This is a genomic window from Aquimarina sediminis, assembly GCF_002895435.1.
GTDB lineage: Bacteria > Bacteroidota > Bacteroidia > Flavobacteriales > Flavobacteriaceae > Aquimarina > Aquimarina sediminis.
This window is the reverse complement of sequence record NZ_POYJ01000002.1, coordinates 722,160-739,642: the sequence shown is the minus strand read 5'-3', so window position 1 is coordinate 739,642 and position 17,483 is coordinate 722,160. Positions and strand designations below refer to the sequence as shown.

At 34.4% G+C, this 17,483-nt stretch carries 16 protein-coding genes; 8 read left to right on the top strand and 8 right to left on the bottom strand.

The window, feature by feature from the left end; translation table 11 throughout:
- The first annotated feature begins 35 nt into the window (after nucleotides 1-35).
- On the top strand, nucleotides 36-782 hold the full coding sequence (locus C1X07_RS07565) for a uroporphyrinogen-III synthase (protein ID WP_103069369.1): 747 nt from the start codon (nucleotides 36-38) through the stop codon (nucleotides 780-782).
- Between the two features lie 106 nt (nucleotides 783-888).
- Here C1X07_RS07565 and pckA read toward each other — a convergent pair whose 3' ends face one another.
- Together pckA and C1X07_RS07555 are read right to left on the bottom strand one after the other, a co-directional pair.
- Nucleotides 889-2,505 (bottom strand): phosphoenolpyruvate carboxykinase (ATP), encoded by a 1,617-nt coding sequence (pckA, locus tag C1X07_RS07560; protein WP_103069368.1) that lies wholly within the window; start codon nucleotides 2,503-2,505, stop codon nucleotides 889-891.
- A gap of 69 nt (nucleotides 2,506-2,574) precedes the next feature.
- A complete protein-coding gene (locus C1X07_RS07555; RefSeq protein WP_241507208.1) occupies nucleotides 2,575-2,973 on the bottom strand; it encodes a DUF423 domain-containing protein in 399 nt (132 codons plus the stop codon).
- A 137-nt stretch (nucleotides 2,974-3,110) separates the two neighbouring features.
- Here C1X07_RS07555 and C1X07_RS07550 point away from each other — a divergent pair, with 137 nt between their 5' ends.
- Nucleotides 3,111-4,481, top strand: a complete 1,371-nt coding sequence (locus C1X07_RS07550; RefSeq protein WP_103069367.1) for a saccharopine dehydrogenase family protein — start codon at nucleotides 3,111-3,113, stop codon at nucleotides 4,479-4,481.
- A gap of 145 nt (nucleotides 4,482-4,626) precedes the next feature.
- Entirely contained in the window at nucleotides 4,627-5,097 is a 471-nt protein-coding gene (locus C1X07_RS07545) for an Lrp/AsnC ligand binding domain-containing protein (RefSeq protein ID WP_103069366.1), read from the top strand.
- A gap of 190 nt (nucleotides 5,098-5,287) precedes the next feature.
- On the opposite strand, the gene C1X07_RS07540 is transcribed toward C1X07_RS07545, so the two are convergent.
- From C1X07_RS07540 to C1X07_RS07520, 5 genes are all read right to left on the bottom strand, one after another.
- Nucleotides 5,288-5,869: a hypothetical protein gene (locus C1X07_RS07540; RefSeq protein WP_128755218.1), complete on the bottom strand. Its 582-nt coding sequence runs from the start codon at nucleotides 5,867-5,869 to the stop codon at nucleotides 5,288-5,290.
- A 246-nt stretch (nucleotides 5,870-6,115) separates the two neighbouring features.
- Nucleotides 6,116-6,811 carry a zinc metallopeptidase gene (locus tag C1X07_RS07535; protein ID WP_103069364.1) on the bottom strand — a complete coding sequence of 232 codons (696 nt, stop codon included), beginning with the start codon at nucleotides 6,809-6,811 and terminating at the stop codon, nucleotides 6,116-6,118.
- Between the two features lie 105 nt (nucleotides 6,812-6,916).
- Complete coding sequence (gene ald, locus C1X07_RS07530) at nucleotides 6,917-8,032, bottom strand: alanine dehydrogenase (protein WP_103069363.1); 1,116 nt, start codon at nucleotides 8,030-8,032, stop codon at nucleotides 6,917-6,919.
- Nucleotides 8,033-8,409: 377 nt separating this feature from the next.
- Nucleotides 8,410-11,223, bottom strand: coding sequence for a leucine--tRNA ligase (gene leuS, locus C1X07_RS07525; protein ID WP_103069362.1), 2,814 nt, complete (start codon nucleotides 11,221-11,223; stop codon nucleotides 8,410-8,412).
- Between the two features lie 208 nt (nucleotides 11,224-11,431).
- Complete coding sequence (locus C1X07_RS07520) at nucleotides 11,432-12,355, bottom strand: 2-dehydropantoate 2-reductase (RefSeq protein ID WP_103069361.1); 924 nt, start codon at nucleotides 12,353-12,355, stop codon at nucleotides 11,432-11,434.
- A 110-nt stretch (nucleotides 12,356-12,465) separates the two neighbouring features.
- Between C1X07_RS07520 and C1X07_RS07515 the strand changes: the two genes are divergently transcribed.
- Nucleotides 12,466-13,344: a cell division protein FtsX gene (locus tag C1X07_RS07515; RefSeq protein WP_103069360.1), complete on the top strand. Its 879-nt coding sequence runs from the start codon at nucleotides 12,466-12,468 to the stop codon at nucleotides 13,342-13,344.
- A gap of 117 nt (nucleotides 13,345-13,461) precedes the next feature.
- On the opposite strand, the gene C1X07_RS07510 is transcribed toward C1X07_RS07515, so the two are convergent.
- The gene (locus C1X07_RS07510; protein ID WP_103069359.1) at nucleotides 13,462-14,871 is read right to left on the bottom strand and encodes a CAP domain-containing protein; all 1,410 of its coding nucleotides are present in this window, start codon (nucleotides 14,869-14,871) and stop codon (nucleotides 13,462-13,464) included.
- Between the two features lie 366 nt (nucleotides 14,872-15,237).
- Here C1X07_RS07510 and C1X07_RS07505 point away from each other — a divergent pair, with 366 nt between their 5' ends.
- The 4 genes from C1X07_RS07505 to truB all read left to right on the top strand — a co-directional run bounded on the left by C1X07_RS07505 (nucleotide 15,238) and on the right by truB (nucleotide 17,470).
- On the top strand, nucleotides 15,238-15,645 hold the full coding sequence (locus tag C1X07_RS07505; RefSeq protein WP_241507207.1) for a hypothetical protein: 408 nt from the start codon (nucleotides 15,238-15,240) through the stop codon (nucleotides 15,643-15,645).
- On the top strand, nucleotides 15,620-15,892 hold the full coding sequence (locus C1X07_RS07500; RefSeq protein WP_103069357.1) for a DUF3098 domain-containing protein: 273 nt from the start codon (nucleotides 15,620-15,622) through the stop codon (nucleotides 15,890-15,892). The genes C1X07_RS07505 and C1X07_RS07500 overlap by 26 nt, the downstream gene beginning before the upstream one ends.
- Nucleotides 15,893-15,956: 64 nt before the next feature.
- On the top strand, nucleotides 15,957-16,751 hold the full coding sequence (locus tag C1X07_RS07495) for an undecaprenyl-diphosphate phosphatase (RefSeq protein ID WP_103069356.1): 795 nt from the start codon (nucleotides 15,957-15,959) through the stop codon (nucleotides 16,749-16,751).
- A gap of 11 nt (nucleotides 16,752-16,762) precedes the next feature.
- Nucleotides 16,763-17,470, top strand: coding sequence for a tRNA pseudouridine(55) synthase TruB (truB, locus tag C1X07_RS07490; protein ID WP_103069355.1), 708 nt, complete (start codon nucleotides 16,763-16,765; stop codon nucleotides 17,468-17,470).
- Nucleotides 17,471-17,483: the final 13 nt, after the last annotated feature.

Here is a 17,483-nt window from a genome sequence, read left to right as displayed (position 1 = left end):
TTAGTAGGAACCTTTACAAAAAAGAAAGAAACTATATGAAAGTGAAAACAATTTTGGTCTCACAGCCGGAGCCTAAAGTGGAAAATTCACCTTATTTTGATTTAGAAGAAAAGGAAAAAGTAAAAATCGACTTTATCCCCTTCATTCATGTAGAGGGAGTTGATGCAAAAGAAGTAAGACTACAAAAAGTGGATTTATCACAGTACACAGCTATTATTCTTACGAGTCGCAACTCTGTCGATCATTTCTTTAGGATAGCCGATGAAATGCGCTTTAAAGTACCTGATACTCTTAAGTATTTTTGTCAAAGCGAAGCTGTCGCATACTACTTACAGAAATATGTAGTATATCGAAAAAGAAAAATATATGTTGGAAAGCGTACTTTCCAGGAATTATCTCCTTTAATCAAAAAGTACAAAAACGAAAAATTCTTATTACCGTCTTCAGATAAATTAAAACCTTTAATTCCTGAAACATTAGACAGTTTAAAGGTAGAATGGAAACAAGCTGTTTTTTACAAAACAGTAGTAAGTGACCTTTCTGATTTGAGAGACGTGTTTTATGATATTTTAGTTTTCTTTAGTCCTTCTGGGATACAATCATTATTTGAGAATTTCCCTGACTTTAAACAAAATAATACCAGGATTGCTGTCTTTGGAAACTCTACCGTTAAAGCTGCAAAAGAGCATAATCTAGTGGTTAATATCCAAGCACCAACTCCAGAAACGCCATCAATGACAATGGCTCTTCAGAAATATATAAAAGAAGCAAATAAAAAATAAAACTACACAGGATTTATCTATGTAATTTGTTTTTTAAAACATTGTAATAAAAAAAAGAGTGCTAGTGTAGCACTCTTTTTTAGTATATATATCATATAGTTTCTATCTAAAAAGAATATCTCTGAGGTCCTCCTCTTCGAATTTCTTCATTAGCATAAGATTCAAATTTCTTGAAATTTTCTCTAAATGCATTTGTCAATTTAAACGCCGTAGTGTAGTATGCCTTGTCGTCATTCCAAGTTGTTCTTGGACTAAGTACACTAGTAGGAACACCAGGGCACTCTCTAGGTTGCGCAACTCCAAAAACAGAATGGATATGATAATCATCATAAGAGTACTGCCCTAACTCACCATTAAGTACTGCTTGAATCATTGCTCTAGTATATTTCAACTTGATTCGGGTTCCAACACCATATGGTCCACCGGTCCAACCTGTATTTACCAACCAAACATTTACTCCTGTTTCGTTCATTTTCTTAATTAACATCTCTGCATATTTAGCAGGATGTAATGGCATAAATGGCGCTCCAAAACACGCAGAAAACGATGGAGTAGGCTCTACAACCCCAGCTTCAGTTCCTGCCACCTTAGCTGTATATCCAGATATAAAATGATATGCTGCCTGACTTGGCGTTAATTTAGAAATCGGAGGCATCACTCCAAATGCATCTGCAGTTAAAAAGAAAATATTCTTTGGATTCTCACCAATTGAAGGCTCCTTAATATTTTCTATATGGTAAATTGGGTAACTAACCCTAGTATTTTGAGTTATCGAAGTATCTGCATAATCAACCTCTCCATCATCTCCAAAAACTACATTTTCTAGGATTGCTCCCTTTTTAATAGCTCCATATATTTCAGGTTCTTTTTCTGAAGACAGATCAATTACCTTTGCATAGCATCCTCCTTCAAAATTAAAGATCGTATTCTCTTCAGTCCATCCGTGTTCATCATCACCTATCAATTTACGATGCGGATCTGTAGATAATGTAGTTTTACCTGTACCCGAAAGCCCAAAAAAGATAGCTGTATCTCCTTCTTCTCCAACATTAGCAGAACAATGCATTGGAAGAGAGTTTTTATACACAGGCAAAATAAAATTTAATGCCGAAAAAATACCTTTTTTAATCTCTCCGGTATATCCTGTACCACCGATAAGGGCAATTTTTTTTGTGAAATTTAATATCGCAAAATTATGTTGCCTTGTACCATCCATCTCTGGATCAGCCATGAAGCCAGGTGCATTAACAATCGTCCATTCAGGATCAAAATCTTTCAACTCCTCGTTTGTTGGTCTCAAAAACATGTTATAAGCAAACATATTTGACCAAGGATATTCATTGATCACCCTTATGTTTAAACGATATTTAGGGTCTGCACAAGCATAACTATCACGAACAAATATCTCTTTTCCTGAAAGATATTTTGTTACTTTATCATACAATGCATCAAATGCATCTGGGTCAAATGGGATATTTATATCCCCCCACCACACTTTATCTTTGGTGATATCATCTTTAACAATAAAACGATCCTTTGGAGATCGACCGGTAAATTCGCCAGTATTAATTGCTAAAGTACCTGATGCTGTGATTTTTCCCTGATTTTTTTGCACTACCTCGTCTTGAAGTTCATCCGGAGATAATTGGTAACGCATGGTAGCATTCTCAATACCGTAATTCTTTAACGAAAACGTTTTCGTAGTTGGATACAGTGGTTCCATAAAAATATATATATGTTTGTTATGTACATGCAAAACTATAAATAATAATTACACTAACCGACAAAAAAATCACTTAATCTTCGCAAGCGAAATTACAAAGAAAACCCACCCCAATATCAACAACAAACCTCCTATAGGCGTAACAAAACCAATACTTGACAAAGAAACACCCAAAATTTCATCAATCACCAAAAGATATATTGACCCTGAAAAAAGGGTTATTCCCCCTACAAAAAAGTAAAAAATCCGTTTTCTTGTAACTTCTTGTAAAACAGACATATTCCCTAAAACCACACATATTATTGCATGATACATTTGATAACGCACTCCTGTAGTAAAGGAATCGATACTTTCTGAATCCACAAATTTTTCCAGCCCATGAGCTCCAAAAGCCCCTAAAAGTACTGCCAGCAATCCCATTACTGCACCTGTAATCAATATTGTTTTGTTTATAGATATTTTATTCATAATTGACTATAATAAGTATTGAATTTTAAAACTTAGACACATTTTTAAAAAAAATATAATTAATCCACTAAATTTAAGGATCTACTTTTTAAGGTATTTATTACATTCGTATCAAAGTTATCAAAATATCACAAGGTATGCGAAAGATCTTAGTTATTGGTGCAGGTAAATCCACTGCTGTTTTAATTAAATATTTTCAGGATAAATCTATTTCAGAGAATTTACACATCACCATTGGTGATATCTCTATCGAAAACGCTAACATATTAGCTAACGGTCATTCGAATACCGAAGCAATACTATTAGATGTTTTTGACAAAGACTCTAGGGTAGCAGCTATTCAAAACGCAGATATTGTCGTATCGATGTTGCCTGCTCGATTTCATATAGAAGTTGCCAAAGATTGCCTTACCTATGGCAAATGCATGGTTACCGCATCATATGTTAGCCCAGAAATGCAGGAGCTTGACGAAAAGGTTCGTGAGAAAGGTCTTGTTTTTATGAATGAAATAGGAGTAGACCCAGGAATTGATCACATGAGCGCAATGCAGGTTATCGATAAGATTAGAAACCAAGGAGGCAAAATAGTCTTGTTTGAATCTTTTACAGGAGGATTAGTAGCTCCCGAAAGTGACACTAATTTATGGAATTACAAATTTACCTGGAATCCTCGCAATGTAGTTATTGCTGGGCAAGGTGGTGCAGCAGAATTTATACAAGAAGGAACATACAAATATATCCCGTATCATAAATTATTTAGAAGAACAGAGTTTTTAGAAGTCGAAGGCTACGGTCGTTTTGAAGCCTATGCCAATCGAAATTCTCTAAAGTACCAAAGCATATATGGACTAGATAACATTTTAACTTTGTATCGCGGAACAATAAGAAGAGTAGGCTTTTCAAGAGCCTGGAATACCTTTGTACAGTTAGGCATGACGGCAGACGACTATACTCTTGAGAATTCTGAACATATGAGTTATCGGGATTTTACAAATTCTTTTTTAGCGTATTCGCCTTCTGATTCAGTGGAATTAAAGCTACGCCACTATCTTAAAATCGATCAAGACGATATTATGTGGGATAAACTTCTGGAACTGGATCTTTTTAATCCGGATAAAAAAGTAGGCATCCCTAACGCCACTCCTGCACAAATTCTCCAAAAAATATTAATGGATAACTGGACTCTTGACGAAGGAGATAAAGACATGATCGTGATGTATCATAAGTTCGGCTACGAACTTAATGGTAAGCACAAACAAATAGATGCTACAATGGTATGCATAGGAGAAGATCAAAAGTATACAGCTATGGCGAGAACCGTAGGTTTACCTGTCGCAATGGCAACCTTACGAATTCTAAATAAGCAAATCACAGGAACAGGAGTATTGATTCCAATCCAAGAAGAAATATACACCCCTATCCTTAAAGAACTAGAAGAATATGGTATTATATTCAATGAAAAAGAAAGCGAGTATCTCGGGTACAATCCTGACGGAGTAAAAGGATAGGCAAGAATATTCAACTCACCTTATTACAGGTTGAACATAAGTCTTTTACTATCTAAAAATTCAATTTATCACGAAATTTTAATTTTATCTATCATTTTCAAACCATTAATTGTACTTTTAGTTATTAATTGACATTTTTTACTCTATGAAAGGCTCAAATAATAACCTGAAAATTGATGGTATTGACAAAGAAATCCTTCGCAATCTAATGGAGGATGCACGAAGACCAATTCTTGAAATTGCCAGAAAAATTGGAATATCGGGTGCTGCAATTCACCAAAGACTTCGTAAGCTCGAAGCTTCAGGACTTATTGCCGGCTCTAAGTTTATTATTGATCCAAAAGTATTAGGCTACAAAACAATGGCTTTTGTAGGAGTACATCTAGACAAAGCAGTAAGCAATCCCAAAGCAGTAAAACAATTAAAAGACATCCCTGAGGTAATCGAATGCCATTACACTACAGGAAATTGGTCTATCTTTATTAAAATACTATGTAAAGACAATGAACACCTAATGAATGTTTTGAATAAAAACATCCAAGCTATAGAAGGTGTATCCCGAACGGAAACATTTATATCCCTAAATCAACAAATCGACAGACAGATCAAAATATAAGTAAAAAGTGGTTACTTTAAAGCTAAACACTTTAATCCGCATTATGTAGTAGCAAACCTGTTGTAGCTCGAAACTACTACAAAACAACATCTCTTTATTGTACTTTATTGCATATGAAATATTTACAACAAAGCTTCATTGCATATTACAGATTTAGGTAACCACTTCTTCTCACAAACTATACCATAACTTACTCTCTTACCACATCCGGATTAGCTACTGCAGAACATATTTTTTTACGATATGTAACTCGTATTGACATTCTATAAGGTCCATAAGTAGTAACCATAAATCCGCCAATTCTTTCATAATTTGTAATTAGATATGCCGAACTCGGTCTAGCGGCTACTGCAGCATTTTTCCATGAATTCAATCTACCTGTCATTGCATATGCAGGATAACAACAATTGTTTAAATCTACTTTTATGACACGTGTCTCTGTTATGTTCGACCACCAGCTACAATTGGAAGGAAGAGACTGTCTACGACAATTATTTAACATATCTACCATCAAATATTGATTAGGCATATCTCTACCGCTACCAGATGTAAAATCACAACCATTATTGGTTAAATTATCTGGGCAAGAAGCCCTTCCGACATAACATTCTCCACTAATTTCTTCTCCTTTTTCAGATTTCTTCGTGGTGATTTCTTCGAGCTTCTCTAGTTTCAACTCCTCATCCTGCTCACAAGAAGTCATTAAAAACGTGCCAATACACAGGATTAAAACAAAACACTTTAGTTGATTAAATGCTTTAAGATTTTTCATAATACTATAAGTTTTAAGAACCTACTCTTTTTAAAGGATTTTCGGCTAACTCCATTAATTAACTACTTATAGTACAGTGTCATATCCCTAAATCTATTACCCATAAATATTTTTAATTTACAATTACAACAGTCTTTTCCTCATTTAACATCTACACAAACTGTATAAATAAAAAAACTGCTTACAGTCTATTGTAAGCAGTTTGTTTTTTACCCTTTAAAGATTAAAGGAAACCAATACTATATATCAGTCCCTTCTTCCTCCCATGAAAATGGAGATAAAGTAAAGTAATGTTGCTAAAGACCCTAAAGCAGCAACCACATAAGTACGAGCAGCCCATTTTAAAGCATCTTTGGCTCCTGCATGTTCTTGAGCAGTAAGCATATTATTGTTTTCTAACCAAGCTAAAGCTCTATTACTTGCATCATACTCTACTGGCAACGTAATAAAAGCGAATAATGTAGTCACTGCAAACAGTATAATCCCTATTAGAAAAACCGTATTTCCGAAGATCATCCCTGATGCAGAAAGCACCAAACCTCCCATGATTACAAAATTAGAAAGCTTACTTGCTACCCCTACTGCGGGCACAATCTTAGATCGCATTGTTAACCAACTATACGCTCTGGCATGTTGCACTGCATGACCACACTCATGCGCAGCAACAGCAGCTGCAGCAGCATTACGTTGATTATACACTCCTTCACTTAAATTTACTGTTTTATTTGCAGGGTTATAGTGATCTGTAAGCATTCCTGGAGTCGAAACCACTTGCACATCACGTATTCCATTATCTTGCAACATCTTGGTTGCAATTTCTGCCCCACTCATTCCATTTTGCAAGCGTATATTAGAGTATTTCTTAAATTTACTTTTTAACTTATTACTTACAAATGAGCTCACCAAGAATATGATTCCTGCAATGACATAATATCCCATCATAACTATATACTTTTTATCTTAATTTATTGGGATATAAAATACAAAAACCTCGCCACAAAGCGAGGTTTTTGATAAAATAAACTTGAGTTAGCCAATAAATCGAGTTTAATTCAAATATTCATTTACATCTTTTAACGGAAGGTCAAAAGCTTCTGATATCGCTGGATACACTACGTCTCCGTTGATTACATTCAGTCCTTTTTTTAGCGGCTCATTTTCTGCACACGCCTTTTTCCAGCCTTTATTTGCTAATTGTACTGCATATGGCAAAGTGACATTAGTTAATGCCAAAGTTGACGTATATGGCACCGCTCCAGGCATATTCGCTACAGAATAATGCACTATATCATCAATAATATATACCGGGTCCTGGTGTGTTGTCGGCTTAGTTGTCTCAAAACAACCTCCCTGATCTACTGCTACATCAACTAGCACCGTACCCGGACGCATTTCTGAAAGCATGTCTCGGGTAATTAATTTTGGAGCTTTGGCACCTGGAATCAACACTCCTCCAATAATTAAATCAGAATCTTTTATGTGTTTTCTAATATTATATTCGTTAGAGAATTCTGTATTCACGTTAGCTGCCATCACATCATCCAAATAACGCAATCTCTTCATACTGATATCCAAGATAGTTACGTTAGCTCCCATTCCTGCTGCCATTTTTGCTGCTTGTGTACCTACAACACCACCTCCAAGCACCAGTACTTTTGCCGGCGGAACACCAGGAACACCACCCAGAAGAATTCCTCTTCCCTTTAATGGCTTTTCTAAATACTTAGCTCCTTGCTGAACCGACATTCTTCCTGCAACCTCACTCATAGGTGTTAACAGAGGTAAGCTACGATCTGGATCTTCTACGGTTTCATAAGAAACACAGACAGAACCACTAGCAATCATCGCATTAGTTAGCGCTTCACCAGAAGCAAAATGAAAGTAGGTAAATACCAATTGATCTTTTTTGATCAATGCATACTCTGGCTCAATAGGTTCTTTTACTTTAATAATCATTTCGGCAGTACTATACACCTCTTCGATTGTTGGTAAAATTTTAGCACCAGATTTGATATACTCTTCATCTTCAAAGCCACTTTGAAGACCAGCATTTTGTTGTATAAAAACAGTATGACCATGTCTAACAAGTTCCATAGTCCCAGCAGGTGTAACACCTACTCTGTTCTCGTTATTTTTGATTTCTTTGGGAACACCAATTACCATATCTATAATTTTTGTGCCGAAAATATATGTTTTCCGCAAAATACACAATTAAAAAAACTCTAAAAGTACAGAATTAACAAATTTGAAGATTTTTTGTTTTTTAACAAAAACCATAAAACATCAACTCGATATTAAGTTTTTTATTAAATTTTTATTAGTATAATCATAGTAAACCCTAAAAATCAACACTCTTCTTTTTACAGAAATTGAATGTTTTTTTATCAAAACAGTAAAACAGTAGTAAAATAACGTCAAATACCTCTAAGATCATAGAGTAAATTTAACAAATAATACATTTTTTTATACTAAAGGTTCTGAAACCTTAATAAGAAAGACGTTACCTACCCTCAATATACAAAAAACTCACTTACAACAACTTACCCTACTATATTCACAATTTTACCAGGTACTATGATCACTTTTTTAGGTTCTCGACCAGCAAGTTGCTGCTGTGTTTTTTCATGAGCCATAACTGCTACTTCTATCTCATCTTTACTTAGATCCAAAGCCAACTCCATAGTAAAACGCATTTTACCATTAAATGAAATTGGATATTGTTTGGTACTTTCTACCAAATGCTTCTCCTCAAACACAGGAAAAGCCGCTCTAGAAACAGATTCACTATACCCCAACCTTTGCCATAATTCTTCTGCAATATGTGGCGCATATGGAGAAATTAACACTATCAAAGGCTCTAGTATAGCTCTTGAAGTACATTTTTGAGCTGTTAACTCATTTACCGCAATCATAAAAGTACTTACCGATGTATTAAACGAAAAGTTCTCTATATCTTCTTCTACCTTTTTGATCGTTTTATGTAATGTTTTCAAATCTTCTTTACTAGGTTCTGTATCTGTTACATTAAACACTTCACCATTATGATATAATTTCCATAATTTCTTAAGAAAAGAGTGCACTCCGGTAATCCCTGCTGTATTCCAAGGCTTAGCTTGTTCTAACGGTCCAAGGAACATTTCATACAAACGCAATGTATCTGCCCCATATTTAATGCAAATATCATCTGGATTCACGACATTAAACCATCGTTTAGACATTTTTTCTACTTCTCTGCCCACAATGTATTTTCCATCCTCGAATTCAAACTCTGCATCATTATACTGAGGTTGCCACTTTCTTAACCCATCTACATCTAACTCATCTGAACTATTAATCAAGCTTACATCTACACGCAGTTCTTCTGTTTCAAATTGATCTTTTATTCCTTTAGAAACATATTTATTAGTTCCGGTTATTCTATAAACAATTGCACTTGTTCCTAAAATCATTCCCTGATTGATCAACTTTTTAAAAGGCTCATCAACGGTTAAATACTCTCTGTCTTTCAGGAATTTTGTCCAGAAACGAGAATATAATAGATGACCTGTTGCATGCTCATTCCCTCCTATATATAAATCTACATTTTGCCAATATTGCATAACTTTTGCAGAAGCGAATTCTGCTTCATTACCTGCATCCATATATCTAAATGGATACCAAGAGCTCCCCGCCCAGCCAGGCATCGTATTTAATTCTAAAGGAAAGACATTCGTATGATCTATTAAATCATTAGAAACGACTTTATTATTTTTGGCATCCCATGCCCAAACATCTGCACGCCCTAATGGTGGTTCACCGGTCTCTGTAGGTAAATATTTTTCTACTTCGGGTAATACTATTGGTAGATGTTCTACATTAATCATCTGCGGCATTCCATCTATATAGTATACTGGAAATGGTTCACCCCAATATCGTTGACGACTAAATACTGCATCACGCAATCTATAATTGATTTTGCCTTCTCCCTGACCTAGTTTTTCTAACTCATAAATGGCAGTTTTGGTCGCCTTTTTATAGTTTAACCCATTAAGAAAATCAGAATTTGCGATAATCGTTTTTTCTTTATCTGCAAAAGCTTCTTCAGAAATATCTACGCCTTCAAAAATATTAGTTATCTGGATATCAAAATGTTTTGCAAAATCGTAATCACGCTGATCTCCACACGGCACAGCCATTACAGCTCCGGTACCATATCCTGCTAATACATAATCTCCGATCCAGATAGGCACAGGTGCTTTGGTAAATGGGTGCTCTGCATATGCCCCCGTAAATACCCCACTAATGGTCTTTACATCTGCCATACGTTCACGCTCACTTCTCTTAGCCGTAGCTTCTATATATGCATCAACAGCCTCTTTTTGGTTAGAAGTTGTTATTTTGGCTACCAATTCATGCTCTGGAGCCAACGTCATAAATGTAGCCCCAAAAATAGTATCAGGGCGAGTTGTAAAAACCTCTATTGTTTCATCGTGTTCTTTTACATTAAACGTAACACTGGCACCAACAGATTTTCCTATCCAGTTACGCTGTGATTCTTTTAACGAATCTGTCCAATCGATAGTCTCTAATCCTTGTAGCAGGCGTTCTGCATATGCAGAGATTCGCATACTCCATTGTGTCATTTTTTTGCGAATCACAGGATACCCGCCACGTTCAGAAACTCCATTTACAATCTCATCATTAGCCAGTACAGTTCCTAATTGTGGACACCAGTTTACTTCGGTCTCTGCCAAATAGGTTAATCGATATTTTAATACAATCGATTGTTTTTCTTTTGAAGAAAAATCATTCCACTCTTTGGCAGTGAATGAGGCTATATCTTCATCACATACCGCATTTACTTTTTCATTTCCTTCTGAAGCAAAAATAGCTTCTAAGTCCTTAATAGATCTAGCCTTGTCAGCATCATTATCATACCATGAGTTGAAAAGCTCAATAAAGATCCATTGTGTCCATTTATAAAAATTAGGATCACTGGTTCTTACTTCACGGCTCCAATCAAAAGAGAATCCGATTTTATCTAATTGCTCTCGATAGCGAGCTATATTTTCTTTGGTGGTAATCGCTGGGTGTTGCCCAGTTTGGATTGCATATTGTTCTGCCGGTAATCCAAAAGAATCATACCCTTGTGGATGCAATACATTAAACCCTTTATGACGTTTATACCGTGCATAGATATCACTAGCGATATATCCTAGTGGATGCCCTACATGTAATCCTGCACCTGAAGGATATGGAAACATATCCAACACATAATACTTTTCTTTATCGCTATCATTATCAGCTTTAAAAGTTTCGTTTTTAGCCCAATAGGCTTGCCACTTTTCTTCGATAGTATTAAAATCGTAACTCATCAATCTAAAATTAAGATCGCAAATTTACTAAAACCTTCAGGATAGTGAAGCAACATCCTTAGTTAATTGTTTGCGATGATCATAAAAAGTAAAACATTTAGTTTTTTTGCTTAACAAAGTGCTACAGAAGTTCTTTATATCTTATCCATACCTTTATATCTTCTTATTTGGCATTATTTTTCCAAATCAAAATAAGGATCAACAAAGATTATATTCTAGCTTTAGCTTCCATTGGCTGTAAGCAGCTATGTATAAATGTATTTACAGGAGTTAAAACTTCTGCCTTTATCCCTTCTTTTACAATAAAACCATTAAAATTATCAAGTTCTGATGGTCTACCTTCCATAATATCACGTTGCATAGAAGCTGTAGACTCATACGGTTGTTTACCGATAAAAGTCATAATTCGATCTACAATATCTTCTGGCAACGAAACACCTTTTGCTATACCTACTTTATATATCTCGGTAGCTGTTTGCTCTAAAACGTGACGGGTTCCTTTATTTTCGTACATTTCTCCAATTGTAACTCGTGTTAGTGCTCCCAACCCACTAACCGTGGTAATAAACATAAACTTGCTCCAGATATCCACTTCGATATCTCCCGAAATGGAATTATTAAATCCAGCTTGATCAAATACTTCTTTTACTTTTTGCAAGCGGTTGGTTTTACTTTTATCAAGTTCTCCAAAAACAACATCAGGTTGGTGACCAAAATGTGAGATAACACCCGGAGCTTCTATTTTACTATAAATCCTGCACAATCCACCAAGCACATGTTTTACACCTAATACAGTACTAACTTTTTCGGCATTATCAGCTCCATTCTGTAATGGAATAACAATAGTATCTTCCTTTAAAATAGGTTTAACCAATTCTGCTGCTTCAGGAACTTGCCAAGACTTTGTACAGATTAATACCAAATCCGCTTTTTCTACTATATCAATACGATCGGTTGCCAAAAATGGATGTGTTATAAAATCCCCATTGATGCTTTTGACCTGTAGCCCTTTTTTTTGAATAGCCTCAAGATGTTTTCCTCTGGCAATCAGAGTTACTTTTTGATTAGAATTGGAGATTTTTCCTCCAAAATATCCCCCAACTCCACCAACTCCTATAATAACTATATGCATGTTTAAAATCTATTTTATGAATAAGAATCTTTTTAAGTAGACGTTATTCCTATGTAAATCAAAGTTAATTAACTATTCTTTATTATTTTTACGCACAAATCAATTAATTTATGAGCTCATCTTTTGAAAAGTACCAAAAACGACGACTAATCTCTTCTTATTTTTCTGTAGTAATTAGCATCTCATTGGTATTATTTTTATTGGGATTATTAGGTTTATTGATTTTAAACACTAAAAAAGTAGCTGATCATTTTAAAGAAAAAATTGCGCTTACTATTTATTTAAAAGACACTGCTAAAGATATAGAAATCAAACAACTTGAAAAGACACTAGCCCTTGCAGAATACACTAAATCCACTACTTATATTTCTAAAGAAGAGGCTGCTGAGGAGCATAGTAAAGATATAGGGGAGAATTTTATGGATTTTCTTGGATACAATCCTCTTCAAAATTCTATCGATGTATATCTAAAAGCTGATTTTGTAGATCAAACTAAAATTGAAGAAATAAATGCATCTATTATCAAAAAAGATTTTGTTGATGAAGTGATCTATGACAAACCTTTGATTTCATTATTAAATGATAATATCAAACGTATTAGTTTTTGGGTATTGCTAATTAGTGGAATTTTCACTTTTATTGCTGTATTACTTATTAATAGCTCGATCCGCCTGTCCGTATACTCTAAAAGGTTTATCATTAAAACCATGCAAATGGTAGGAGCAACTAAGAAATTTATTCGCAGACCTTTTGTTTGGAAAAGTGTACGTCTCGGAATGATAGGAGCAATAGTTGCTATCATTGGTGTTGGTGTTGTACTATATTATCTTGATAAAACTTTTCCAGAATTAGCTTTATTGAGTGACAAAATTCTACTTGCTATTTTATTTACAAGCGTTTTTGGAATTGGAGTACTTATCACTTGGATAAGTACGTTTTTTGCCACACAACGATTCCTGAATTTAAGAACAGATGAATTGTATTATTAACTCAAGTGGGTTTTCCTTTTCTAAGGGAAAAATGCTTTGCAGTGACCTAAAACAAAATCAGACCCTCTATTGAGGATCCGATTAAGTTAATACGATATTATATTGAGGCACTATAACCTACTTTTTCACTAATCGCTTAGTAATAACTTTCTGATTCATAACAAATTTCACCAGATATATTCCTGATGACAGATCATTCAATTCTACAGTACCATTTTCTACTTTTCCTTGAGACATTATCATTCCTGTTAGGCTATAAACTTGATATGCAGTATTCCCATCATGACCAACTACGGTAATTTTATTCTGATCTCCTTGTAATAGATTAGGGTACATATCAAACTGTTTTGGTTCAAATTGTTCCATTACAATAGCATTACTACGTGAAGAGGCTGCACCTGAAGGCGCTGCAAATACCTGAACCCAATAACTTGCAACTCTCGCTAGTCCTATTTCTGTATAACCACTATTTAAGATATTTCTTCTATGTCCACTACTGTTCATCCATGCATCATGAACTTCTTGAGGGTTACGTTGTCCTTTTGCGATATTTTCTGCCACTCTTCTCCAAGAATATCCCTGATCATTAACTCTATCAGATACACTAGACCCATTAGATCCTGTATGTGAGAAAAAGCCATTATTATTCATGTCATTGGCATGAAACTCGGCAGCCGCTGTTAATTTAGTATTAATTGTCAAAGGATGCACCCCTTCTGCTTCTCTTGCTTGATTAACTAAACTTAAAAGTTCCTGCATTTCCTGAGAAACTCCACCGCCATTGTTATCCGCCAGAGTACTTACGGTAATACTGTTTGAAAATTCAGACAAATCTCCTTGAATATTCTTAGCTCTTACAGAAAGATTATATGATGTTTCTGGTACTAAACCGGTTAGAGATGTTGTGGTCTCAATTCCCTCTATACTCTTGATGATTTCATTATTATTATAAATATCAAAAGTAGTTTGATTCGTAATTTCTCCTTGTGCTTCCCAACTTAGGCGCATTGAATTAGCTTTAATATCCGAAGCAGTCAAATTAAATGGATTTGGAGGTGGTAAGGCTTGACCAATAGTAAATACTTTGGATTCTGAGTATCTAAATGAACCTCCAGAAGCAAGCACTGTTCCGTTTAATGAAACGGTGTATGATCCTTCTCCATACCTACAGCAAATCCCATCACCATACGTGTCATCTATCACAAAAGTATAATTCCCATTTTCAAGACATACGTTTTGTGAAACACTACTCGGTGAATTTGAAGTACCTCTTCCAGATAGCATAATTTGCCCACTACCATTTTCTATTTTCCAACTGGTTTCTGATCGATATCTATCAAAGACAATGTCCACTATCACTTCAGAACAATTAACACTTAAGGGGTTCAAAATGTTAGAATTGTTTATAATTTCTGAAACATTATTTTCTCCTCCAGTATTACTAAACCTTTCCAAGGTGTTTATTTTAGGAGAATACGAATAGGCTAATGATACCCACGCAAATAAAATTAAAATGATTTTTTTCATGGTTGTTTGAGTTTATGTTAAGATTTTACGAATTTACCTCAACAAGGCATTAGGTTTTTATTATATCATACAAAAAGACGTCTTAATAGTATAAAATGTATAATCTATAGTATAAAATGTTTTTACATCCCAAAGAAGAGAACAGATAACCTTTTATCAAAAAAAGGTAATCAGAAAGAAGCAAAAAATTAAATAATTTTTAAATTTGAATTCGAACCTAAAAGCATAGTATTTCTTTTTTATCAAAAAAATCAAACCATTTTGAAGAGAAGAAAATTATATAACTAATCATTTCGTTAACAATAAAGTATTTACCTAAAATCTGCAGACCACTTTTTAGAAAAATACATCTAATAATTTTTTACCTTGGGAAAAACTGGAAAAATATATCTCTCAATTGTCTTTACGATCTTTGTGGCGTTTATGGTCGTAGTCATTCAAACCTTTAGACCTGTTCGAAATGTTCAACCAGACGATGTTATGAAAATTAGCGGTGTAGTTACTGAGGTTAAAGAAAGTTCTGGTTTTGATATTGTAATCACTCTTAAGGGTGACACGCATTACTATTATATTAACCGGGGACTCAAATACAACTTAAATTTGGAGCAATTGCGTTCAGATATTTTTAATAAATCCGTTACTTTGTATGCTATAAAAAGATGGACTATATTTACCCGAGATAAAAACATGGGACATATATCCAAGTTAATGATTGATGATCAAGTGATATTTAACGAAATTGAAAACGATGAGCACCAAAAAACAATCCAATAAAAATACTCCTCCAAAACCCGATTTTGTTTTCGGAAAAAAGAACTATGTCTTTATGGCGATTGGAATTGGTGTAATTGCTCTTGGCTTTATCCTTATGGCTGGTGGCGGAAGTGATGACCCTAATGTTTTTAATCCCGAGATTTATAACTTCAGAAGGATTAGGTTGGCACCTACAATTGTTTTGATAGGTTTTGGAATTGAAGTTTATGCCATTTTACTGAACCCTGATAAGAAGAAAAAACAGTAATTCAACATTTTATTTTACGGTAGTTATATATTTGTATCAAATTTAAGAAAATCCAATATCTTATATGGAAATTATTGATGCGATTATTTTAGGAATAGTGCAAGGTCTAACCGAATTCCTACCCGTTTCTTCCAGCGGACATCTTGAAATTGGCAAAGCTATTTTAGGTGATAATAGTGTACCTGAAGAATCTCTTCTTTTTACTGTAGTTCTTCATTTTGCAACAGCACTTAGTACAATAGTTATCTTTAGAAAAGACATCTTGGACATTATAAAAGGATTATTGAGTTTCAAAAAAAATGAAGAAACCTTCTTTTCTCTTAAGATCATTATTTCTATGATACCAGCAGTTATAGTCGGATTATTTTTTGAAGAACAATTAGAACAACTTTTTGGTAGTAATATTATGTTTGTAGGTTTTATGCTTCTTATCACGGCGGTCCTTTTGTGGTTGGCTGATAAGGCAAAAAACACCGAAAAACCAGTTAGCAGTTCTAATGCACTTGTAATTGGTATTTCACAAGCTATTGCAATGTTACCAGGGATTTCAAGAAGTGGAGCAACAATTTCTACTTCTGTTTTACTAGGTAATGACAAAACTAAAGCTGCTCGATTTTCTTTTTTAATGGTAATTCCTTTAATTTTTGGAAAAATTGCAAAAGATGTTCTTAGTGGAGATCTGTCGTTTTCATCTCAAAACAGTATTCCAATAGCACTTGGCTTTATCGCTGCTTTTGTTTCAGGGCTTTTTGCCTGTACATGGATGATTTCATTGGTAAAAAGAAGCAAATTAACTTATTTTGCCGTATATTGTACTGTTGTTGGCTTATTAGCCATCAGTTTTGGTTTTATTAAATAGCCCCACCTATAATGCTAACCGAACAAGATTATAAAGACGGTCAAATCTTATTGATTGACAAATCATTACAATGGACATCTTTCCAGGTTGTAAACAAACTTCGTTGGCTTATTCGAAAAAACTTTAATATAAAAAAGATAAAAGTTGGTCATGCAGGAACACTTGATCCCCTTGCTTCTGGGTTATTAATTATCTGTACAGGAAAATTTACTAAACGTATACAAGAATTTCAGGGTCAAATTAAAGAGTATACAGGCACTCTTAAGTTGGGAGCAACTACACCATCATACGACCTCGAGACCGAAATAGACCAAACTTTCTCTATTGGTCATATTTCTGAAGAAATGATTAAAAATGCAACTATCGATTTTATTGGAGAAATCGAACAATATCCTCCGGTTTTTTCTGCATTAAAAAAAGATGGAAAACGATTGTATGAATATGCCAGAGAAGGTGAAGCAGTAGAAATTAGACCACGAAAAATATCAATAACCGAATTCGAAATTACTAGAATTGACTTGCCAGAAGTAGATTTTAGAGTGGTCTGTGGTAAAGGAACGTATATACGATCATTGGCACATGATTTTGGAAAAAAATTAGATAGCGGGGCTCATTTAACTGGTTTAAGAAGAACTAAAATAGGTGCATTTTCTGTTGAAGATGCTATTAGTGTTGATGCTTTCGAGAGTCAGTTACAATCAAAAATTGAAGCTACATAAAATAATGTAGAAT